The sequence below is a fragment of the Leisingera aquaemixtae genome (assembly GCF_001458395.1).
GTDB classification, from domain to species: domain Bacteria; phylum Pseudomonadota; class Alphaproteobacteria; order Rhodobacterales; family Rhodobacteraceae; genus Leisingera; species Leisingera aquaemixtae.
On record NZ_CYSR01000002.1, the window covers coordinates 288,410 to 310,734 of the forward strand.

Annotated in this window: 19 protein-coding genes; 14 read left to right on the plus strand and 5 right to left on the minus strand. The window is 66.2% G+C overall.

What is annotated here, in order from left to right; genetic code table 11:
- The first annotated feature begins 5 nt into the window (after window positions 1-5).
- From PHA8399_RS01510 to PHA8399_RS01575, 14 genes are all read left to right on the plus strand, one after another.
- The gene (locus PHA8399_RS01510) at window positions 6-1,097 is read left to right on the plus strand and encodes a UDP-N-acetylglucosamine--N-acetylmuramyl-(pentapeptide) pyrophosphoryl-undecaprenol N-acetylglucosamine transferase (RefSeq protein WP_058284429.1); all 1,092 of its coding nucleotides are present in this window, start codon (window positions 6-8) and stop codon (window positions 1,095-1,097) included.
- Between the two features lie 5 nt (window positions 1,098-1,102).
- Complete coding sequence (gene murC / locus PHA8399_RS01515) at window positions 1,103-2,500, plus strand: UDP-N-acetylmuramate--L-alanine ligase (RefSeq protein WP_058284430.1); 1,398 nt, start codon at window positions 1,103-1,105, stop codon at window positions 2,498-2,500.
- 100 nt (window positions 2,501-2,600) lie between these two features.
- A complete protein-coding gene (locus tag PHA8399_RS01520) occupies window positions 2,601-2,849 on the plus strand; it encodes a DUF2484 family protein (RefSeq protein ID WP_058284431.1) in 249 nt (82 codons plus the stop codon).
- 137 nt (window positions 2,850-2,986) lie between these two features.
- Window positions 2,987-3,298 carry a hypothetical protein gene (locus PHA8399_RS01525; RefSeq protein ID WP_058284432.1) on the plus strand — a complete coding sequence of 104 codons (312 nt, stop codon included), beginning with the start codon at window positions 2,987-2,989 and terminating at the stop codon, window positions 3,296-3,298.
- Entirely contained in the window at window positions 3,250-4,191 is a 942-nt protein-coding gene (gene murB, locus PHA8399_RS01530) for a UDP-N-acetylmuramate dehydrogenase (protein WP_058284433.1), read from the plus strand. Before PHA8399_RS01525 ends, murB begins: the two co-directional genes overlap by 49 nt.
- A 317-nt stretch (window positions 4,192-4,508) precedes the next feature.
- Window positions 4,509-5,429 carry a D-alanine--D-alanine ligase gene (locus PHA8399_RS01535; RefSeq protein ID WP_082649416.1) on the plus strand — a complete coding sequence of 307 codons (921 nt, stop codon included), beginning with the start codon at window positions 4,509-4,511 and terminating at the stop codon, window positions 5,427-5,429.
- Window positions 5,417-6,310 (plus strand): cell division protein FtsQ/DivIB, encoded by an 894-nt coding sequence (locus PHA8399_RS01540; RefSeq protein WP_058284435.1) that lies wholly within the window; start codon window positions 5,417-5,419, stop codon window positions 6,308-6,310. Before PHA8399_RS01535 ends, PHA8399_RS01540 begins: the two co-directional genes overlap by 13 nt.
- A gap of 1 nt (window position 6,311) precedes the next feature.
- The gene (gene ftsA / locus PHA8399_RS01545) at window positions 6,312-7,646 is read left to right on the plus strand and encodes a cell division protein FtsA (protein ID WP_058284496.1); all 1,335 of its coding nucleotides are present in this window, start codon (window positions 6,312-6,314) and stop codon (window positions 7,644-7,646) included.
- Between the two features lie 371 nt (window positions 7,647-8,017).
- The gene (ftsZ, locus tag PHA8399_RS01550; RefSeq protein WP_058284436.1) at window positions 8,018-9,721 is read left to right on the plus strand and encodes a cell division protein FtsZ; all 1,704 of its coding nucleotides are present in this window, start codon (window positions 8,018-8,020) and stop codon (window positions 9,719-9,721) included.
- 211 nt (window positions 9,722-9,932) lie between these two features.
- Entirely contained in the window at window positions 9,933-10,868 is a 936-nt protein-coding gene (gene lpxC, locus PHA8399_RS01555) for a UDP-3-O-acyl-N-acetylglucosamine deacetylase (RefSeq protein WP_058284437.1), read from the plus strand.
- 239 nt (window positions 10,869-11,107) lie between these two features.
- The gene (locus tag PHA8399_RS01560; protein WP_058284438.1) at window positions 11,108-11,956 is read left to right on the plus strand and encodes an outer membrane protein assembly factor BamD; all 849 of its coding nucleotides are present in this window, start codon (window positions 11,108-11,110) and stop codon (window positions 11,954-11,956) included.
- Window positions 11,957-11,983: 27 nt separating this feature from the next.
- A complete protein-coding gene (recN, locus tag PHA8399_RS01565) occupies window positions 11,984-13,633 on the plus strand; it encodes a DNA repair protein RecN (RefSeq protein ID WP_058284439.1) in 1,650 nt (549 codons plus the stop codon).
- A 91-nt stretch (window positions 13,634-13,724) separates the two neighbouring features.
- Window positions 13,725-15,407, plus strand: a complete 1,683-nt coding sequence (locus tag PHA8399_RS01570; RefSeq protein ID WP_058284440.1) for a chloride channel protein — start codon at window positions 13,725-13,727, stop codon at window positions 15,405-15,407.
- A gap of 234 nt (window positions 15,408-15,641) precedes the next feature.
- Window positions 15,642-15,833 (plus strand): hypothetical protein, encoded by a 192-nt coding sequence (locus PHA8399_RS01575; protein WP_008554548.1) that lies wholly within the window; start codon window positions 15,642-15,644, stop codon window positions 15,831-15,833.
- A gap of 315 nt (window positions 15,834-16,148) precedes the next feature.
- Here the strand turns inward: PHA8399_RS01575 and PHA8399_RS01580 are convergent, their stop codons facing one another.
- The 5 genes from PHA8399_RS01580 to cobS all read right to left on the minus strand — a co-directional run bounded on the left by PHA8399_RS01580 (window position 16,149) and on the right by cobS (window position 22,288).
- The gene (locus PHA8399_RS01580; protein ID WP_058284441.1) at window positions 16,149-16,490 is read right to left on the minus strand and encodes a DUF427 domain-containing protein; all 342 of its coding nucleotides are present in this window, start codon (window positions 16,488-16,490) and stop codon (window positions 16,149-16,151) included.
- A gap of 73 nt (window positions 16,491-16,563) precedes the next feature.
- A complete protein-coding gene (locus PHA8399_RS01585; protein WP_058284442.1) occupies window positions 16,564-18,354 on the minus strand; it encodes an aminopeptidase P family protein in 1,791 nt (596 codons plus the stop codon).
- A 353-nt stretch (window positions 18,355-18,707) separates the two neighbouring features.
- Window positions 18,708-20,585, minus strand: a complete 1,878-nt coding sequence (gene cobT / locus PHA8399_RS01590) for a cobaltochelatase subunit CobT (RefSeq protein ID WP_058284443.1) — start codon at window positions 20,583-20,585, stop codon at window positions 18,708-18,710.
- A complete protein-coding gene (locus PHA8399_RS01595) occupies window positions 20,582-21,283 on the minus strand; it encodes an aspartate/glutamate racemase family protein (protein ID WP_058284444.1) in 702 nt (233 codons plus the stop codon). The genes cobT and PHA8399_RS01595 overlap by 4 nt, the downstream gene beginning before the upstream one ends.
- An 18-nt stretch (window positions 21,284-21,301) precedes the next feature.
- Entirely contained in the window at window positions 21,302-22,288 is a 987-nt protein-coding gene (cobS, locus tag PHA8399_RS01600; RefSeq protein WP_058284445.1) for a cobaltochelatase subunit CobS, read from the minus strand.
- Between the last annotated feature and the right edge of the window lie 37 nt (window positions 22,289-22,325).

The following is a 22,325-nucleotide window of genomic DNA, read 5'->3' on the forward strand; positions in this document are numbered from 1 at the left end:
CTGGGATGGCACAGAAACTGCTTTTGATGGCTGCCGGCGGAACCGGCGGCCATATGTTTCCTGCACAGGCGCTGGCCGAGGCGATGCTGGCGCGCGGCTGGCGGGTGAAGCTGTCGACGGATGCGCGCGGCGCGCGCTACACCGCCGCCTTTCCAAGCGCGGTGGAGATTTCCGAGGTGTCCTCTGCCACCTTTGCCCAGGGCGGGCTGCTGGCCAAGGCGCTGGCGGGACCGAAGATCGCGGCCGGCGTTCTGTCGATGGCCGCGCAGATGCGGCGGGAGCGGCCTGATGCGGTGATCGGGTTCGGCGGCTACCCGTCGATCCCGGCGCTGGGAGCGGCCACGCTGCTGAAGCTGCCGCGGATGATCCATGAGCAGAACGGCGTGCTGGGCCGGGTGAACCAGCTGTTTGCCAAGCGGGTGGCGGGTGTGGCCTGCGGCACCTGGCCGACAGCTTTGCCCGATGGGGTGCCGCATGAACACGCGGGCAACCCGGTGCGGGCCGCGGTGAGGGAGCGGGCCGGTGCCGCCTATATCCCGCCGGGGGACTATCCGATGTCGCTCCTGGTGATGGGCGGCAGCCAGGGCGCGCGGATCCTGAGCGATGTGGTGCCCGCTGCGGTGGCCGCGCTGCCGGAGGAGCTCCGCCGGCATCTGCGCGTCTCGCATCAGGCGCGGGAAGAAGACCTGGAGCGGGTCAATGCGTATTATGCCGAACATGGCATCAACGCTGACGTGCAGACCTTTTTCACCGACGTGCCCGCCCGCATGTCGGAGGCGCAGTTGGTGATCTCGCGTTCGGGGGCGTCTTCGGTCGCGGATATCTCGATCATCGGGCGGCCCTCGATCCTGATCCCCTTTGCCGCCGCGGCAGGCGATCATCAGACCGCGAACGCCCGCGGGCTGGTGAATGCCAATGCCGCCGTGATGATCCCGGAAAGCGCCCTTGATATCCCGGTGCTGGCGGAGCATATGGGCGCAATTCTGAGTAACCCGCGGGCCGCCACGCAGATGGCGGCGGCTGCACTAGGCGCCGGGGTTCCCGATGCCACCGAACGCCTGGCGGCCTTGGTGGAACAGCTGGCCGAAGAAGGATAAACGTTATGAACCCTGCAACCAAACTGCCCGGTGACGTCGGCCCCATCCACTTTGTCGGCATCGGGGGCATCGGCATGTCGGGCATCGCCGAGGTGCTGTTGAACCTCGGCTATATGGTGCAGGGGTCGGACCTGAAATCCTCCAAGATCACCAGCCGGCTGCAAGAGCTGGGCGCGCGCATCTTCGTGGGCCAGAAGGCGGAGAACCTGGAGGAGGCCGCGGTTGTGGTGATCTCCTCGGCGATCAAGCCGGGCAATCCGGAGCTGGACGAGGCCCGGCTGCGCGGCCTGCCGGTGGTGCGCCGCGCCGACATGCTGGCCGAGCTGATGCGGCTGAAATCGAACGTCGCCATTGGCGGCACCCATGGCAAGACCACAACTACCACCATGATGGCAGAGCTGATGGTGGCGGGCGGTTTCGACCCCACGATCGTCAACGGCGGCATTATTCACGCCTATGGCTCGAACGCGCGGATGGGGCAGGGTGAATGGATGGTGGTCGAGGCGGATGAAAGCGACGGCTCCTTCAACCGGCTGCCCGCGACCATCGCCGTGGTGACCAATATCGACCCGGAGCATATGGAGCACTGGGGCGATTTCGATCGCTTGCGCGACGGGTTTCTGGAGTTTGTCTCCAACATCCCGTTCTACGGCATCGCGGTCTGCTGCACCGACCATGCGGAGGTGCAGGCGCTGGTGGGCCGGATTTCCGACCGCCGGGTGGTGACCTATGGCTTCAACGCGCAGGCCGATGTACGCGCTGTCAATCTGACCTACAAGGCGGGCGTTGCGCATTTCGACGTGGTGCTGCAGGCCGAGGAGCGGGTGATCGAAGGCTGCACCCTGCCGATGCCGGGGGACCACAATGTCTCCAACGCGCTGTCGGCGGTTGCGGTGGCGCGGCATCTGGGTATGAACAGCACCGAGATCCGCGAGGCGCTGGCCGCCTTCGGCGGCGTCAACCGGCGCTTCACCAAGGTGGGTGAAGTGAACGGCGTCACCATCATCGACGATTACGGCCACCACCCGGTGGAAATCGCCGCGGTGCTGAAGGCGGCGCGCCAGGCCTGCGACGGCCGGGTGATCGCGGTGCATCAGCCGCACCGCTATTCGCGGCTGTCGAATCTGTTCGAAGATTTCTGCGCCTGTTTCAACGAGGCCGATGTGGTGGCAATCGCCGAGGTCTTTGCCGCGGGCGAAGACCCGATCGAGGGCGCCAGCCGCGATGACCTGGTGGCGGGCCTGATCCGCCACGGCCACCGCCACGCCCGTGCCCTGCTGAACGAGGAAGACCTGGAGCGCCTGGTGCGCGAGCAGGCCCGTCCCGGCGACATGGTTGTCTGCCTGGGCGCGGGCACCATCAGCACTTGGGCCAACGGCCTGCCTGAAAGGCTGGAACGCTGAGGGGTGCGGCAGCCGAAGCGGGCTCTGCCCCCCGCCGCCGGTGGCGGCTCCCCCCGGGATATTTCCGGCCAGAAGAAGCTGGCAGGGTGAGGAGCGCGGTGTGACGCTGTCGCTGACCCTTGCTGCCGTCTGGGCGCTGGCCGCCAATATCCTGGCGATGATTCCCAGCCGCGACGGCCATTGGACCCGGGCCTATGTGCTGATTGGGCTGTGGATTCCGCTGCTGGGCTATGTGACCTGGGAGAACGGCCCCTGGTGGGGGCTAGCGGTGCTGCTGGCAGGGATGTCGGTGCTGCGCTGGCCGGTCATTTACCTGGGCCGCTATATCCGGCGCTCGCTGCGGCGCTGACAGGCGCACCCCGGGCGGTGCGCTTAACGAAATTTTTCCAGTCCGCCAGTATTACTGCCTGAGAAATACGACTGCCCTAGGAATATTCGGTTCTGTTTTTGAGTGCCGGCATGTGTCTGCCGGCGGGGGAGGCTTGTATGGCCGCTGTGATTGCAATCTGGCTGGCGTTCGGCGCCGCTTGGCTGATCGGATTTTATATTCTCGCCCGCCACCGGTGGCACCGGCTGGCCAAGGGTCTGGTGCTGGTTTGGGTGGCCATTCTGATCTGGCTGGCGGTCAGCCGGTTTGAGCAGAATCATGAACACGACGTCCGCCAGGTCGTGTTGTCCCTTTATTTCAACGGCCATCTTGTTTACGGACTGTGCGCGTTCATAGGCTGGAAACTGGGGCAGAAAAGACGATGGCGGCGCGTTCTGAAATCATACTTCCGGCGGCTCGCGGGCGGCTGACCCGGCAAAAGCTGCTGGCGGAGCTGACCTGGCTGCGGGTGGGCGGCCCGGCCGACCACCTGTTTCAGCCTGCGGATACTGAGGATCTGGCGGACTTCCTGCGCCAGCTGGACCCGGGCGTGCAGGTGTTCCCGATGGGGGTCGGCTCCAACCTGATCGTGCGCGACGGCGGATTGCGCGCCGTGGTGATCCGGCTGGGCCGCGGCTTTAACGCCATTGAAACAGACGGCGATACCGTGACCGCCGGGGCCGCGGCGCTGGATTCGCATGTGGCGAAAAAAGCGGCGGATGCGGGCATCGACCTCACCTTCCTGCGCACCATTCCCGGCTCGATCGGCGGTGCAGTGCGGATGAACGCGGGCTGCTATGGCAGCTATACCGCGGATGTTTTTGTCTCTGCCACTATCGTGACCCGCCAGGGGGAGATCCGGGAGATCACCGCTGATGAGCTCGGCTTCCAGTACCGCCAGACCGACTTTCCCGAAGGTGCGGTTCTGGTTTCGGCCAAGCTGCGCGGCCCCAAGGGCGACCCGGCGGAGCTGCACGCGCGGATGGAAGCGCAGCTGCACAAGCGGGATGAGACCCAGCCGGTCAAGGACCGTTCGGCCGGGTCCACCTTCCGCAACCCGGCAGGATTCTCTTCGACCGGGCAGGCGGATGATGTGCATGACCTGAAGGCCTGGAAAGTGATCGACGACGCCGGTATGCGCGGCGCCCGGCGCGGGGCTGCGCAGATGAGCGAAAAGCATTCCAACTTCCTGATCAACACCGGTGGCGCCACTGCCGCAGATCTGGAAGGCCTGGGCGAAGACGTGCGGAAAAAGGTTTACGAGAATTCCGGCATCAGGCTAGAGTGGGAAATCATGCGGATAGGTGATCCGCTTCCCGAATAGCTTGAAAACCTGAATGCTGACAAAGGCTTCTGTTGCCGCAGCTTGAGGTCACCATGTGGTCCCGGCGGGACCCGGGCAGCGGCAATTGTTAAACGTGGTAAAGGCAGTGTTAACGCGCCGGTAAGGATTTGGGCGTTAGGGTGCCGAAGAGGCGGCAATGGCATGCCGGTTGAAGGGGCTGCAGCCCCGCCAGACACTGGGGCGCGCGGCCCCGCAAGAACCGGCCGGGGGAACCCCGGCACCAAGGCATAAGGCGGGCCCGTTCAGGGCTCCAAGAACCAGGGGCAGAAAAGCCCCGCATATTGAGGCGCTTCGTGGTGAGTAAGTCGAGCAGGGCACTCCCGAAAGTCGCGGTGCTGATGGGCGGACCGTCAGCCGAACGCGAGGTATCGCTGTCCAGCGGCCGTGAATGCGCGGCCGCTTTGCGCGGTGAGGGGTTCGAGGTTGTTGAGGTGGACGCAGGCCGGGACCTGCATGCGCGCCTGGCAGAGGCAAAGCCGGATGTGGTGTTCAACGCGCTGCACGGGCGCTGGGGCGAGGACGGCTGCGTCCAGGGCCTGCTGGAGTGGCTGGGCCTGCCCTATACCCATTCCGGGGTGCTGGCCTCGGCGCTGGCGATGGATAAGCAGCGCTCCAAGGAAGTCTACCGTTCTGCCGGGCTGCCGGTGGTGGACAGCGGGCTTTATGCCAAGGATGAGGTTACGGCCGGCCACGTGATGGCGCCGCCCTATGTGGTGAAGCCCAACAACGAGGGTTCCAGCGTCGGCATCTACATCGTGCATGAGGCCGCCAACGGCCCGCCGCAGCTGTCGGAGGAGATGCCGCAGCAGGTGATGGTGGAAACCTACGCGCCGGGGCGCGAGCTGACCACCACCGTGATCGGGGACCGGGCGCTGACGGTGACCGACATCCTGACCGACGGCTGGTATGACTATGACGCCAAGTACAAGCCGGGGGGCTCGCGCCATGTCCTGCCTGCGGACCTGCCGCGGGAAATCCACGACCTGTGCCTGGAATATGCGCTGAAGGCGCATGAGGCTTTGGGCTGCCGAGGTGTCAGCCGCACCGATTTTCGCTGGGATGAGACCCGCGGCGCCAGCGGCCTGGTGCTCTTGGAGACCAACACCCAGCCCGGCATGACGCCGACCTCGCTGGTGCCGGAGCAGGCGGCTTTCTGCGGCATGAGCTTCGGCCAGCTTTGCGCCTGGATGGTGGAGGATGCCTCATGCAATCGCTGAAGGGGCGGTTCCGCCGCAGCGCAGAGGGGCGGGCGGACCCGGCGCCGTCGCGGCTGAAGTACCGGCTGCAGCGCTGGATGCTGACGCCGGGCATCCGCTTCGGGCTGCGGTTCGGGGTGCCGCTGTGCCTGGTCCTGGCGGCCGGCAGCGCCTATCTGGCGGATGAGGGGCGCCGCGACACGCTGCAGGGGCTGGTCAACGATGCCCGCGCCGCCATTCAGGAGCGGCCCGAGTTCATGGTCAAGGTGATGGCGGTGGACGGGGCAGGCACCAGCGTGGCACAGGATATCCGCGAGGTGGTGCCGCTGGATTTCCCGGTCAGCTCCTTCGATCTGGATCTGGAGCAGATCCGCGACGTGATCACCGGGCTGGATCCGGTGAAATCCGCAAGTGTCAGGATCCGCCCGGGCGGCATCCTGCAGGTGGATGTCGAGGAGCGCCAGCCGGCGCTGATCTGGCGCAGCCGCGAGGGGCTGGCGCTGCTGGATGAGACCGGCACCCATGTCGCCGAGCTGGGCCGCCGCAGCCTGCATCCCGACTTGCCGCTGATCGCGGGTAAGGGGGCGGCCGGGCACGCGGCGCAGGCGCTGCGGCTGTTTGCGGCGGCAAAACCCCTGGGGCCGCGGCTGCGCGGCCTGGTGCGTATCGGCGAACGGCGCTGGGACTTGGTGCTGGACCGCAAGCAGCGCATTATGCTGCCGGCGGAAAATCCGGTGCGCGCTTTGGAGCGGGTGCTGGCGGTGAGTGAAGTTCAGGATTTGCTGGAGCGCGATGTGGCAGCGGTGGATATGCGTCTGGCTGGGCGTCCGACCATCCGCATGTCCGAAAACGCAGTGGAAAACTGGTGGCGCATCCGGCAGTTGAATGGGGGCGGGCAGTAACATGACAGATCTCTATCAGTCGCAGCGGGCAATGCGGCAGATGCGCCGTCAGGCGATGCAGCGCGGCGTGGTTGCGATTCTGGACGTGGGCAGCTCCAAGATCGCCTGCCTGGTGCTGCGGTTCGACGGCACCGGCCGCCTCAGCGAGGACGGCTCGATCGGGGCGCTGGCCGGGCAGTCGGGCTTCCGGGTGATCGGCGCTGCCACCACGCGGTCGCGCGGGGTGCAGTTCGGCGAGATCACCGCCATGCAGGAGACCGAGCGCGCCATCCGCACCGCCGTGCAGGCAGCGCAGAAGATGGCCGAAGTGCGGGTCGACCACGTGATCGCCTGTTTCTCCGGCGCAAATCCGCGCTCTTACGGGCTGGACGCGGCGCTGGATCTTGAGGGCCAGGTGGTGTCGGAGCATGAGGTCGCCCAGGTGCTGGCCGCCTGCGAGGTGCCGGAATACGGCGCGGGCCGCGAAGTGCTGCATGCGCAGCCGGTGAATTTCGCGCTCGACAACCGCTCCGGCCTGGCCGATCCGCGCGGCCAGATGGGGCAGACCCTGGCGGTCGACATGCACATGCTGACGGTCGATGCCATCGCGGTGCAGAACCTGGTGCGCTGCATTCAGCGCTGCGATCTGGAACTGGCGGGGATTGCCTCGTCGGCCTATGTGTCCGGCTTTTCGGCACTGGTCGAGGATGAGCAGGAGCTGGGCGCGGCCTGCATCGACATGGGCGGCGGCTCTACCTCGATCTCGATCTTCATGAAGAAACACATGATCTATGCCGACGCAGTGCGTCTGGGCGGCGATCACATCACCAGCGACATCTCGATGGGGCTGGGGGTGCCGCTGTCCAATGCGGAGCGGATCAAGACCTTTTGCGGCGGCGTCCATGCCACCGGTGCCGACGACCGCGACATGATCGACATCGGTGGCGATACCGGCGACTGGGAGCATGACCGCCGCACCGTCAGCCGGGCGGAGCTGATCGGCATCATGCGCCCCCGCGTCGAGGAGATCCTGGAGGAAGTGCGGGCGCGGCTGGATGCGGCCGGGTTCGAATACCTGTCCAGCCAGCAGATCGTGCTGACCGGCGGCTCCAGCCAGATCATGGGGTTGGACGGGCTGGCGAGCCGGATCCTGGGCCAGCAAGTGCGCCTGGGCCGGCCCTTGCGGGTGCACGGCCTGCCGCAATCGGCAACCGGGCCGGGCTTTGCCTCTGCTGTGGGCTTGTGCCTGTTTGCGGCCCATCCGCAGGACGAATGGTGGGACTTCGACATGCCCGCCAGCCGCCATCCGGCCGGCACCCTGGGCCGCGCCGTGCGCTGGTTCCGCGAAAACTGGTAATCCGGGACTCAATTCCACAGTCATGGTCAAAGAGGGCGTGACAGCGCCGGAGGGACCCGTTAAGTTGTGCTTAACGTCCGCGAAAAGCGGCGAGTCAGCAGGCCGGGCAGTGGCCAGCCAGATACCAGTCAGACCTTCTCCCGCACTCGGCGATGTGCGGGTGCTGCTGTTGTGTTGTGTGTGGCTTGTGCTTGAACCGCAATATCTGCTAGGGACGGCGAAATACCGCGATTTGGTCTTAGAATGAGACCTTATTTTGTGGCACAAAGTGCTTTTTGGGATGACGAAACATCCCCTCCGCGGTAAGATTATGGTGAATAGGACAGGAATAAGCCCTTTGCGGGAGGGCGGGTAACACAGGCGGTAAGAGCATGACGTTGAATCTTTCGATGCCCGGGCAGGAAGAGTTGAAGCCGAAGATCACGGTATTTGGTGTCGGCGGGGCCGGCGGCAACGCCGTCAACAACATGATCGAGAAAGAATTGGACGGCGTTGAATTCGTCGTGGCCAATACCGACGCGCAGGCGCTGCAGCAGAGCGCGGCCAAGGCCCGCATCCAGCTGGGTGTGAAAGTGACCGAAGGTCTGGGTGCAGGCGCCCGCCCGCAGGTCGGCTCTGCCGCGGCTGAGGAAAGCATCGAGCAGATCGTCGACCACCTGGCCGGCGCGCATATGTGCTTCATCACCGCGGGTATGGGCGGCGGCACCGGCACCGGTGCGGCGCCGATCATCGCGCAGGCCGCGCGGGAACTGGGTGTGCTGACCGTTGGCGTCGTGACCAAGCCGTTCCAGTTCGAGGGCCTGAAGCGGATGCGCCAGGCTGAGGCCGGCGTCGAGAGCCTGCAGAAGGTGGTCGACACGCTGATCATCATCCCGAACCAGAACCTGTTCCGCCTCGCCAACGAGAAGACCACCTTCACCGAGGCGTTCTCGATGGCGGATGACGTGCTGTACCAGGGCGTCAAGGGCGTGACCGACCTGATGGTCCGTCCGGGCCTGATCAACCTCGACTTTGCCGACGTCCGCGCGGTGATGGACGAGATGGGCAAGGCAATGATGGGCACCGGCGAGGGCGAAGGTGAAGACCGCGCCGTGCAGGCCGCCGAGAAGGCGATCGCCAACCCGCTGCTGGACGAGATCAGCCTCAAGGGCGCCAAGGGCGTGCTGATCAACATCACCGGCAGCCACGACCTGACCCTGTTCGAACTGGACGAGGCCGCCAACCGCATCCGCGAGGAAGTGGACCCGGATGCCAACATCATCGTCGGCTCTACCCTGGACACCGGCATGGAAGGCCGGATGCGGGTCTCCGTCGTGGCCACCGGCATCGACGCCACCGACGTGAACACCGATATGCCGGTGCCGCGCCGCCCGATGTCGGCACCGCTGCGCCAGACCGTTACCGTCGAGGAAACCCGCGCCGCGCCGCTGGAACTGCAAACCCCGGTTGAAGCGCCGCGGGCCGCCGAGCCCGCGCCGGCGCCGCAAGCCGCAGAGGCCGCCGCCACCCTGGAAGAGCCGTCGCTGTTTGAAGAACTGAACGTGCAGCAGGCCGCCGCGCAAGAGCAGTCCGACGATGTTTTCGAAGAGCCGGAGCAGATGGGCGATGACGGCCTGCCGCCGCCGGCCTATCGGCCGCAGGTGCCGGAATTCCGCCCGCAGGCGGATACCGCCACCCAGCAGCCCGACGTCTTTGTCGCGCCCAAGGCGCCCGCACCGGGCACCCCGTCGCCGCAGGCGCTGGAGCGGCTGCAGGCGGCTGCCCAGCGGGTTCAGCAGCCGCACGCCCAGCAGCCGCGCCCGGTGGCGCCGGTTGCGCCGGCACCGCAGCACCAGCACCAGCAGCAGCAGCAGCCCGAGGGCCAGCGCCGCTTTGGCCTCAATTCGCTGATCCACCGGATGACCGGAACAGCCGAAGCTCCGGCCGCGAAGCATCAGCCGCAGGCCGTGCGCCAGCAGCCCGCGATGCAGGCGCCGGCCCCCTCGGCACAGCCGCAGCAGGCCCAGACACAGCAGCCCGATCCCGACCAGGAACGCATCGAAATCCCCGCTTTCCTGCGCCGCCAGGCAAACTGACGCATCACTTATCACGCTGAAGAAAGCCGCCTTGGGGCGGCTTTCTTTGGTTTTTATCAAGGTCTTGAGCAGATCTAAGCGGTGTTTTGCCTATCTGTTACAGCCATGTTTCAAACCGTTACAAAGATTGAGTTGTAGGATTTTTTCCAAAACCTTAACTCTCTTTCGCAACACGGCCCGTGAGGCCGGACATGGTGAAAAGAGGCACAACGTGCAGAATACGCTCAAGGCATCGGTGGCATTTGAAGGGGTCGGCCTGCATTCCGGCAAGCCCGCCCGCATGGTCCTGAACCCGGCTCCGGCGGGGCATGGGATCGTGTTCAAACGCACCGACATTGCATTGGGCAACACCGTGGTTCCGGCGCGCTGGGACCTGGTGGAGCGCAGCCCGCTCTGCACCCGGCTGGTCAACACCTCCGGCGTCAGCGTTTCCACCGTTGAGCATGTCATGGCGGCCCTGGCCGGCTGCGGCGTGCATAATGCGCTGATCGAGATCGACGGCCCGGAAGTGCCGATCGTGGATGGCTCCTCAGCGCCGTTTGTGCGCGGCATCATGAAGTATGGCGTGCAGCGCCAGGGCGTCCCGGCCACTGCTTTTGAGGTGCTGAAGCCGGTGACTGTCGAAAAGGACGGCGCCCGCGCCACCCTGCTGCCGTCGGACCGGCTGACCATCGAATTCCACATCGACTTTGCCGAGGCCGGCATCGGCCGCCAGAGCAAGGTTCTGGACATGCGCAACGGCAGCTTTGCGCGCGAGCTGTGCGACAGCCGCACCTTCTGCCGCCAGGCGGATGTCGAATCCATGCAGGCCAACGGTCTGGCCCTGGGCGGTGTGCCGGGCGAGAACGCGGTTGTGTTTGACGGGGACCGTGTCGAGAGCGGCGCGGGCCTGCGCCACTCGGATGAGCCTGTACGCCACAAGATGCTGGACGCCCTGGGCGATCTGGCACTGGCCGGGGGGCCGATCTTGGGGCGCTACGTTGGCGAGCGCGCGGGGCACGCGCTGACCAACACCTTGCTGCGCGCCCTGTTTGCGGAGCCCGGCGCGGTCCGGGCCGTCGCCTGTGATGCGGCGATGACCGCACGGCTTCCCGGGCAGGGGCTGATCTGGTCGGAAATCCCGTCGGAACAACGCCGCGTGGCATAAGGCAGAAAACCAGGAACGAGCGGACAACTGGCCCGGGACCCCCTTGTCCCGGGTCTTTTCCTGCGGCCGGCAGGGCGGCGCCGGGGGCGTGCCTTCCCGTACAGCCTTGACCGCAGGCCGCTTTCTCTGCCAAGTGAGCGCGGAAGTGGCGAAAGGCGTTTTGCGCGCCATTCGAATGTGCTAGAGACGGCATAACCGGGGCGGACACCCGTAAGTCAATGACGGTGAGGTTAGGCACTATGAACGGCATCAGGGCAGGAGCCAGAACCCTCGGCGCGGTCGTTCTGATGGCGGCGCTAGCGGCCTGCGGCGGCGACGGCGGCGCGGTCAAGCGCGGCGACTCGGTCGAGGCCTATTCCCCCGATCAGATCTATGAGCGCGGCGAGTTCGAGCTGGCCAACCGGCGGCCCAAGGATGCGGTTTATTATTTCGCCGAGATCGAGCGCCTGTACCCCTATTCCGAATGGGCGAAACAGGCGGTGATCATGCAGGCGTTTGCCTATCACTCCACCCGGGATTACGAGAACAGCCGCGCCGCCGCGCAGCGGTTCATCGACTTTTACCCGGCGGACGAGGATGCGGCCTATGCCCAGTACCTGCTGGCGCTGAGCTATTACGACCAGATCGACGAAGTGGGCCGCGACCAGGGCCTGACCTTCCAGGCGCTGCAGGCGCTGCGCACGGTGATCGAGGTTTATCCGGACAGCCAGTATGCCACCTCTGCGATCCTGAAATTCGACCTGGCCTTCGACCATCTGGCGGGCAAGGAGATGGAGATCGGGCGCTACTACCTGCGCCGCGGCCACTATACCTCTGCGATCAACCGCTTCCGGGTGGTGGTGGAGGAGTTCCAGACCACCAGCCACACGCCGGAGGCGCTGCACCGGCTGGTCGAGGCCTATCTGTCGCTGGGCCTGACCGCTGAGGCGCAGACCGCCGCGGCGATCCTGGGGCACAACTTCCAGTCAACCGAATGGTATGAGGACAGCTTCAGGTTGCTGACCGCGCAAGGGCTCAAGCCCAAGGACCGCGGCAATAACTGGCTGAGCCAGATCTACCGGCAGACGGTGAAAGGGCAGTGGCTGTAACGGCTGCTGCGGTAATGGGGCGGGGCAATGCTGCGCGCGCTTGATATCCGGGATATCCTGATCATTGACCATCTGGAGCTGAACTTTCAGCCCGGGCTCAATGTGCTGACCGGCGAGACCGGGGCAGGCAAATCCATCCTTTTGGACAGCCTGGGCTTTGTGCTGGGCTGGCGCGGCCGCGCCGAGCTGGTGCGCCAGGGGGCCAGGCAGGGCGAGGTGCTGGCGGAGTTTGAGCTGGGCGAGGATCATCCGGCCCATGCGATCCTGGAAGAAGCCGGGCTGCCGGGCGGCGACAGCCTGATCCTGCGCCGGGTGAACACCGCCGACGGGCGCAAGACCGCCTGGGTCAACGACCGCCGCTGCTCGGGCGAGGTGCTGCGGGCGCTGTCGGAAACCCTGGTGGAGCTGCACGGCCAGCATGACGACCGCGGCCTGCTGAACCCGCGCGGCCATATGGCGCTGCTGGATCAGTATGCGGGCACCCAGCAACTGCTGGCCTCGGTGCGGGCGGCCTGGGCTGCGGCGGCCAAGGCGCGCAAGACGGTGGCGGCCACCCGTGCCGCACTGGACGCCGTGCGGGCCGAGGAAGAGTTCCTGCGCCATGCGGTTGCGGAGCTGGACAAGCTGGATCCGCAGCCGGGCGAGGACGAAACACTGGATGTCCGCCGCCGCCAGATGCAGGCGGCTGAGCGCATCCGCGGCGATATTGCCCGCGCCCATGCGCTTCTCAGCGAGGGCGCCGAGGCCGCCATGGGTGAGGCGCAGCGCTGGCTGGAGGGTGTCTCTGGCCGGGAAGACGATACCGGCCTGGACGAGCCGCTGGCGGCGCTGAGCCGCGCGATGATCGAGCTGGGCGATGCCCAGGACGGGGTCGAGCGGGTGCTGGACAACCTGGACTTCAACCCGGGCGAGCTGGAAGACTGCGAGGAGCGGCTGTTCGCGATCCGCGCGCTGGCACGCAAGCACGGGGTGCAGGCGGATGAGCTGGGAGACTATGCCGAAACCCTGCGGGCCAAACTGGCGGCGCTGGATGCGGGCGATCAGAACCTGGCCGACCAGGAAGCCGCGCTGAAGGCAGCGGATGACGCCTATGCGCAAGCCGCCAAGCAGCTGGGCGCCGTGCGCCGGCAGGGGGCGGCGGCGCTGGACAAGGCGGTGATGGCGGAGCTGGCCCCGCTGAAGATGGAGCGGGCGGTGTTTGAGACCCGCATCACCACGGCAGAGCCGGGGCCGGATGGCACCGACGCGGTGGCCTTTACCGTTGCCACCAACCCCGGCGCGCCCGCGGGGCCGCTGAACAAGATCGCCTCGGGCGGGGAGCTGAGCCGCTTCCTGCTGGCGCTCAAGGTCTGCCTGCGCGGCGAGGACGCCAGCAAGACGCTGATCTTCGACGAGATCGACCGCGGTGTCGGCGGCGCCACGGCGGATGCGGTGGGGCGCCGCCTGCGCAGCCTGGCCAGCGCGGGCCAAGTGCTGGTGGTCACCCACTCGCCGCAGGTGGCAGCCCTTGGCGGCCATCACTGGCAGGTGCGCAAGCAGGTTGTCGACGGCATGACAGTGTCACAGGTGGTGCCGCTGGATGGCACCGAGCGGGTGGATGAGCTTGCCCGCATGGTATCCGGTGATACCATCACCAACGAGGCCCGCGCCGCGGCCCGCGCGTTGCTGGCCGGATAACCTGCCGGAACACCTGGCGGGGTGAGGGTTCTTTAACCGGCTTCATGGCAGTTGTAGGCCATTGAAAACAAAAAAGACCCGCTGACAGGTTATGGTGCAAGAAATACGTTCGTCCCTTTCCGCAATCTCCCTGCAATGGCTGGCCGGCCTGAAAGACATCTGGCGGGTGCTGCGCCATCGCGGCCCCAGCCAGTTTCAGTTCTGGCTGATCGCGCTGTTGATCGGCATTGCCGCGGGCTTTGCCGCGCTGTTCTTCCGCAAGGGGATCGCGGCGCTGCAGGCCTGGGTCTATGGCGCGCCCGATGTGGATTATCTGCACAGTTTTGCGCAGGGTCTGCCGTGGTATGTGCTGGTGACGATTGCGGCGGGCGGCGGGCTGGTGGTCGGCCTGATCCTTGACCGCTTCACCCCGGACGGGCGGGTGCGCTCGGTCGCGGATGTGATCGAGGGCGCGGCGCTGCATGACGGGCGCGTCGAGCACAAGGAGGGGCTGGCCTCGGCGCTGGCCTCCTTCATCACCCTGTCGACCGGCGGCTCCTCGGGGCGCGAGGGGCCCGTCGTGCATATGGCGGGGGTGATCTCCAGCTGGGTCAGCAACCGGATCAATGCCGACGGCATCACCGGGCGCGACCTGTTGGGCTGTGCGGTGGCGGCGGCGGTGTCTGCCAGCTTCAACGCGCCGATTGCCGGCGCCCTGTTCGCGCTGGAGGTGGTGCTGCGCCACTTCGCGGTCAACGCCTTTGCGCCGATCGTCATCGCCTCGGTTGCGGGCACCGTGATCAACCGGCTGGAATACGGCGATGTCACCGAATTCACCCTGGTCACACCCGGCGCGCTGCAGTTTTATGTGGAGCTGCCGGCCTTCCTGATTCTGGGACTGATCTGCGGCCTTGTGGCGGTGGTTGAGATGCGGGCGATCTTCTTTGCCGACAAGGTGGGCAGCAAGGTGCAGGCGCGCCTGTGCCTGCCGCGCTGGCTGCGCCCGGCGGTCTCGGGCGCCATGCTGGGGGGGATTGCGGTCTGGTATCCGCATATCATCGGTGTCGGCTATGAGACCACGGTGCTGGCGCTGACCGGCGGGCTGCTGCTGGGGGAGGCGGTGATTTTCACTGTGGTCAAGACCGCCGCCGTGGCGATCACCATGGGCGGGCGCATGGGCGGCGGTGTGTTTTCGCCGTCGCTGATGATCGGCGCGCTCACCGGGCTGGCCTTTGGCCTCATTGCGACCTCGGTGCTGCCGGACGTGTCGGGCACCCATACGCTTTATGCCTTTGCCGGCATGGGGGCGGTGGCCGCCGCGGTGCTGGGCGCGCCGATTTCTACCACGCTGATCGTGTTCGAGCTGACCGGCGACTGGCAGATCGGCCTGGCTGTGATGGTCTCTGTCTCCATGTCCACCGCGCTGGCGTCGCGGCTGGTGGACCGGTCCTTCTTCCTGACCCAGCTTGAACGGCGCGATATCCACTGCGCGGCAGGCCCGCAGGCCTATCTGCTGGCGCTGATCCGCGCGGGTGCCGTGATGCGGCCGATGGGCGACAGCCGCTGCGCCAGCCTGGAGGACTGCCAGAAGCTGGCGGAGGAAGGGCTTTGCATCCGCGCCTCCGCCTCGCTGGAGGCCGTGATGCCGGTGTTCGACCGCGCCGACGTGCCCTATCTCCCTGTGATGATGGCGGAAAACGGCACCGAGGAGATCATCGGCGCGCTTTACCACGTGGATGCGCTGAAGGCCTATAACCGCGCCCTTGCCGCCACGGCTGCCGAGGAGCACAGGTAAGACGCAAGAAAGACCAGCCAGCGCCTGCGGCCCCGGGGCTTCACCCGCAGGGCAGGGTGCTGCACCCTTTGGTCCGGAATGCGCCAGGGGGAAATTGGCCCGGATCTTCCCCGCATCTGTGAGAAATCCGCTACAGGTAAATAGAAAGTTAAGATTTGCATTGCCCAGCGGCTGAGCCTTCTACAACACTGCAACCATAACATAGCAAGACTTACTCACTTCGGTAGGAAACTCATGCGCAACTTCGAAATCGGCCCGCAAGAGGCTGGTGCGAAAAATAAGGCGAGCGAGCGGGAAAATGAACGGGCGGCCCTGGAGGCGGTGATCAACTATGCGATCCAGTGTGCCCGGGAAACGGATATCCTTGGCGCAGGCGATGCGCTGGAGGAAGCCAGGCTGAATCTGAGCCGCGCCATTCTCACCTAGCCCTTATCTTTCGCAACCCCGCCGTATTGGCCTCCGCCCCCAGGGGGTAGAGGCGCTGCTGTGCTGCTGCGGCCGCCGCCGGCTTGCCGCAGGGCGTGCGGCAAGCCGGCGGCGGCCGCAGGCCGGCTTGCCGCAGGGCGTGCGGCACCAGGCTCTGCCGCCTCCGCACCGCTATCAAGCCCCTGGCGGAGCGCCGGCACCAAAACACCGGCGCCAGGGCGCCGGTGCGAGCCGGATTGCAATCTGCATCCTGAAACCTGAAACCGGACCCGCGCGCTGGCGGCGGCGCAGGGCCGCCGCAGCCGGGCAGGCGGGTCAGACCTGTTCGACCTTGACGGAGTCGCTCAGCACAAACGCCAGATGGCCCTTGATCTCTGCTGCATCCTCCTTGGGGTTCTCATAGCTCCAGGCCGCGTTTTCGGTGACCGAGGATTTGTTGGCGATCGAGAAGTAGCTGGCCTCGCCCTTGTGCTCGCACCGGGTGGTTTTGCTGGTGCGGTCCAGGAACGCCATGGCAATGTCGCCGCGCGGGAAATAGATGACCGGATCCAGACCGCCCTCCGACAGCTCCAGCGCATTGGAAGTTTCGCCCAATACGGCGCCGCCGGAACGGACGACCCAGGTGCCTTCGGCCTTGCGGATACGGATATTTGTCATGCGTGATTTCCCATTTTCTTCATTCGTGTCATCTTTTGTTCAGTCTATGTAACAGCCGGGTGTCAGACCCGGGTCACAAAGGCGCGGTTGCGGCATCAAGCCACGCCTGCGCGGCGGGGCTGAGCTGCGGTCCGATCTTTGCTGCAACCTCCCGGTGATAGCTGTCGAGCCAGTCTTTCTCGTCCGCTGTCAGCAGGGAGGCATCCACCAGCCGCCGGTCTACCGGGGCAAAGGTGAGCGTGCGCCAGCACAGCATGTCGCGCTCCGGGTCGCTGGTGTCAAGGGCCGGGGCCTGCTCAGCCACCAGAAGGTTCTCGATGCGGATGCCAAAGGCGCCTTCGCGGTAGTATCCCGGCTCGTTGGACAGGATCATGCCCGGTTCCAGCGGCACATGGCTGGTGCGGGCCAGCCGCTGCGGCCCTTCGTGGACGCTCAGATAGGCGCCGACGCCGTGGCCGAGGCCGTGGTTGAAGTCCTGCCCGGCCAGCCACAGCGGCATCCGCCCGATGCACTCGATATCGCGGCCCGCCAGCCCCTTGGGCCAGCGCAGCCGGGACATCGCGATCATGCCTTGCAGCACGCGGGTATAGGCGGCGCGCTCTTCCCCGCCGGGGGTGCCGATGGCGATGGTTCGGGTGATGTCAGTGGTGCCGTCCAGATACTGGCCGCCGCTGTCCAGTACCAAGAGGTGGCCGTCTTCCAGCCGGGCGTTGGTCTCTTCGGTCACGCGGTAATGCATGACGGCGCCGTTTTCGCCGGTGCCTGCGATGGTTTCAAAGCTGATGTCGCGCAGGGCGGGGTCCTCGCGGCGCAAGCTTTCCAGCTTCTTCACCACGTCAATCTCGGTGAGGGTGCCGGGTGCCTGCGCGTCGAGCCAGGCCAGCATCTCCACAATCGCGGCGCCGTCGCGCAGGTGGGCTGCGGCGCTGCCTGCGATCTCGGCGGCGTTCTTGCGCGCCTTGGGCAGGGCGCAGGGGTCGCCCGCCGCCACCAGCCGCTCGCCAAGCGCATCGGCCACGATCTGCGGCAGGGTGCCAGTGTCTGCGGCGGCAGAGCCGTTGAGGGAGGACGCGGCCGTGAGGAAGTCCTCGGGCGGATGCACGGTGACGGAGCTGTCGAAATGGCCCTGAAAGCCGTCCAGCTTCTCTGCCGCCATGAACAGGTCCACCCGCGCGTCGCTGTGCAGGATGGCAAACCCATGCGCCACCGGGTTGCGCGCCACATCGCTGCCGCGGATGTTCAGCAGCCACATGATGCTGTCGGGCAGGGTGATCACCGCCGCTGCCTGGCCGGCCGCGCGCAGGTCCTTGGCGAGGCGCGCGCATTTGTCTGCGCTGCTTTCGCCTGCATAATCCAGCGGGTGCGCGGCCACCGGGTTCATCGGCGGCGCGGGCTGGTCCTGCCATATCCGGTCCACCAGGTTTTCGCTTTGCGCCAGGGTGATGCCGCTGCCCTTCAGCTCTTTCTTGAGGGATGTGATCTGCCCCGCTGCATGCAGCCAGGGGTCGAAACCGACCTTGCCGCCATTGGGGAGCTGTTTCTTCAGCCAGTCCGCCAGCTGCACCTCGGGCCAGGGCACTGGGGTGTAGTCCGCCGCCACCTGGCGTTTCACCTGGGTGCGGTAGCGCCCGTCGATGAAGACGCCGGCACTGTCCTGCAGCACGGCGCAAAACCCGGCCGAGCCGGTGAAACCGGTGAGCCAGCTGAGGCGCTCATCATGGGGCGCCACATATTCGCCCTGATGGGCATCGGCGCGGGGCACCAGGAAGCCGTCCAGGCCTTCCGCCGCCAGTTCCTTGCGCAGGGCGGCCAGCCGGGGCGGGCCCTGTTCCGGGCGGGCGGTCACATCGAAGGTCTGATACATCGGCGTCTCTCCAGCTGAAGGGCAGGGCGGCACGCGGCAGGGGATCCCGGCCGCCGTGATAGGGAAAAAGCGCGGCCAGGGCGCGCGCCTTTGTTGTCCCAGATCACCTCTGTGCTGGCAAGGGCAGCGGCGGCGGGAAACCACCGGATCTGACGGAACAGGACCGGCGGCGGCTCCCGCCCGGCCATGAGGGCATCCAGAATGCCCTTTGGCCCGTTGGGCCAAGCGCCGGATGCCAGCGGCATCCGGCGCCGCCGCGCGCGTCAGCGCGCGGCCGTGCCCAAGGCTGAGGACGGCATCTTTGATGCAGACCGACGGCGCGGGAGTGCCCCCTCGCCGGTTGCGCTGCGAGGTTAGCTGGCGCGCTTGATGCCCATCACCCGGGCGCGGGCGCGCGGGTCGCTGTCGAACAGGGCGGCCAATTGCTCGGTCATCGCACCGGCCAGCTGCTCCACATCGGTGATCGTCACCGCGCGCTCGTAATAGCGGGTCACGTCGTGGCCGATGCCGATCGCCAGCAGCTCCACCTGTTTTTTCTTCTCCACCATGGCAATTACGTCGCGCAGGTGTTTCTCCAGGTAGTTCGCCGGGTTCACCGACAGCGTCGAATCGTCAACCGGGGCACCGTCGGAGATCACCATCAGGATCTTGCGCGCTTCGGGCCGGTGCATCATCCGCCGGTGCGCCCATTCCAGCGCCTCGCCGTCGATGTTTTCCTTCAAGAGGCCCTCTTTCATCATCAGGCCGAGATTGGTGCGGGTGCGGCGCATCGGGGCATCTGCGCCCTTGTAGATGATGTGGCGCAGGTCGTTGAGGCGCCCCGGCTGCTGCGGGCGGCCGTCGTTCAGCCAGGCCTCACGGGCCAGACCGCCCTTCCAGGCGCGGGTGGTGAAGCCGAGGATCTCGACCTTTACGTTGCAGCGCTCCAGGGTGCGGGCCAGCACGTCGGCGCAGATTGCGGCAATCGAGATCGGGCGGCCGCGCATCGAGCCGGAGTTGTCGAGGAGCAGCGTCACAACGGTGTCGCGGAACTCGGTGTCCTTTTCGACCTTGAACGACAGCGGCGTGGTCGGGTTGGCAACCACCCGCGCCAGGCGGCCGGCATCCAGGATGCCTTCCTCGCGGTCGAATTCCCAGGACCGGTTTTGCTGCGCCTGCAGGCGGCGCTGCAGCTTGTTGGCCAGCCGGCTCACCGCGCCCTTCAAGGGCTCCAGCTGCTGGTCGAGATAGGCGCGCAGGCGCTCCAGCTCGGCCGGTTCTGCCAGATCTTCAGCGTTGATTTCCTCGTCATGGGCGTCCTGGAACACCTTGTAGTCCGGATCGGCCTCGGAGACCGGCGGCGGGGCAGGCGGCTCCAGCGGCGCCTCGCCGTCGGGCATCTCGGTGTCCTCGGCCAGTTCCTCGTCGGCCATCTCGTCCATCGAGACCTGGGCCTGGCTCTCGTCCTGCTGCTGCTCCTGGCTTTGCTCGGGGGACGCGTCGGCCTGTTCCTCGTCGGAGTCATCCTGGCCGGTGCTGTCCGGATCCTGCTGCTCCTCGGCGTTCTCCTCGGCCTCGTCGCCCGCGTCGTCGTCCATATCGTCCGGGTCATCGCCGAGCTGGTCGCCATAGCCGAGGTCAGAGATCACCTGCCGGGCCAGTTTCGCAAAGGCAGCCTGATCCGCGATGGTTTCGTCCAGGTTCTCCAGTGTGCCGCCGGCCTGGGATTCGATGAACCCGCGCCACAGCTCCATGATGTTGGCAGCGCCTTCGGGCAGCGGGCGGCCGGTGGCCAGATGCCGGATCAGATAGCCGGCAGAGGCGGCCAGCGGCGCCTCGGAGGAGGATTTCATCTGGTCATAGCCGCGCCGGATCGATTCGTTGCGGATCTTGACGTCGATGTTCGACGCGGTGCCGGGCATATGCCGCGCGCCCATCGCCTCGCAGCGGGCGGTTTCCATTGCCTCATAGAGATCGCGGGCCATTTCGCCCTGCGGCACGTATTTCGCGTGGGTGGCGTCGTCGTGGAACTTGTGGCGCAGCGCCAGTGCATCCGCGGTGCCGCGGGCCAGCAGCACCTCCTCGCGGCTCATCCGGCGGGAGACCTGCGGCAGCCGCATCGAGTCGCCCGACAGCCCCGAGGGGTCGACCGTGTAGGTGACGGTCAGCTCCGGGTCGTTGGCCATGACCTTGGTGGCCTCAGTCAGCGCCTTCTTGAACGGATCAGCTGGGTTGTCGTTGGGCTTTTTCATTTCGTCATCGCCACTTCATCAAGGCTGCAGCGTCCGGCCGCGAGATCGGCCAGGACCGACACATGCACATCCAGCGCGTCAATTACGGTATAACCTGGGTCCTGATTGTCAAAGGCCAGGTTCAGGTCGGTGCCCGCAAGGACAATTGCCTCCGCACCCAATTCGTCAACCATCCGCCGCCCGGCATCGAGCATCTGGCTCCGCTGGCCGGCGGTGCAGCTGCCGGAGACCGCCATGTCCTGGTAGGTCTGCCCCAGGGTGTCGATCTCTTCGTCCAGCGCGACGGCGCTGGTCTGGTGCAGCTGGCCGTAAAGACGGGTCCGCATCACCACGCGGGTGCCCAGCAGGCCAACCCGGCGGATCCGTTGCGCCGCGAAATAGTCATCCAGCGGCGCAACGCCTGAAATCACCGGCAGGGACGAGAGCGCATTCATCTCTTCAACGCAGTAATGCGCCCCCAGCGAGGTCAGCGCCACGCAATCGCAGCCGGCGCCTTTCAGGCTGTCGATCTGGCGGGCAAATATCTCTGCCTGCGGGGCACGGTCATCGGCCAGGTTGTTGCGGATCAGGGTCTGTATGTCACCGTGGCTGATGGTGAGATCCAGCTTGCCGCCCAGCCGGTCCACCGCAGCGGTCAGCCGCTGGTAGTAGACGATGGTGGCCGCAACGCCGATCCCGCCAATCAAGCCAATGTGCATACGGTTCGTCCTGTCTGCTTACCCCAGGCTCACGCTTGCGGCGCTTTCCGGCAGCTCTTCGTCAAAGCAGCGCTGGTAGAACTCGGCCACGGTCTGGCGCTCCAGCTCGTCGCATTTGTTCAGGAAAGACAGGCGGAAGGCATAGCCCACATCGCGGAAGATCTCAGCGTTCTGGGCCCAGTTGATCACCGTCCGCGGCGACATCACGGTGCTGAGGTCGCCGTTCATGAAGGCGGTGCGGGTCAGGTCGGCAACGGTCACCATCTGGCTGATCGTCTTGCGGCCCTTCTCGGTGTTGTAATGCGGCGCCTTGGACAGAACGATGGCGCTTTCGGCGTCATGGCTCAGGTAGTTCAGCGTCGAGACCAGCGACCAGCGGTCCATCTGGGCCTGGTTGATCTGCTGGGTACCGTGGTACAGCCCGGTGGTGTCGCCCAGGCCAACGGTGTTGGCGGTGGCAAACAGGCGGAAGAACGGGTTCGGGGTGATGATCTCGTTCTGGTCCAGGAGCGTCAGCTTGCCGTCATGCTCCAGAACGCGCTGGATCACGAACATCACGTCGGCGCGGCCCGCGTCGTATTCGTCGAACACGATGGCAACCGGGTTGCGCAGCGCCCAGGGCAGGATGCCCTCGTGGAACTCGGTCACCTGCTTGCCGTCGCGCAGCTTGATCGCGTCCTTGCCGATCAGGTCAATCCGGGAGATGTGGCTGTCGAGGTTCACACGCACCGAGGGCCAGTTGAGGCGGGCGGCGACCTGTTCGATGTGGGTCGATTTGCCTGTGCCGTGGTAGCCCTGGATCATCACCCGGCGGTTGTGGCTGAAGCCCGCCAGAATGGCCAGCGTGGTTTCCGGGTCGAACTTGTAGGTCGGGTCCAGCGCCGGCACCCGGTCGGAGCCGTCGGCAAAGCCCTTGACCGTCATATCCGTGTCGATCCCGAACACATCGCGCACCGAAATTGCTTCGGTCGGTTTCGCATTCATGTCCACAAAGCCGTCGGTCATCCCAGTCGATCCTTATCTCGCTTCCCTGCCATCAGGG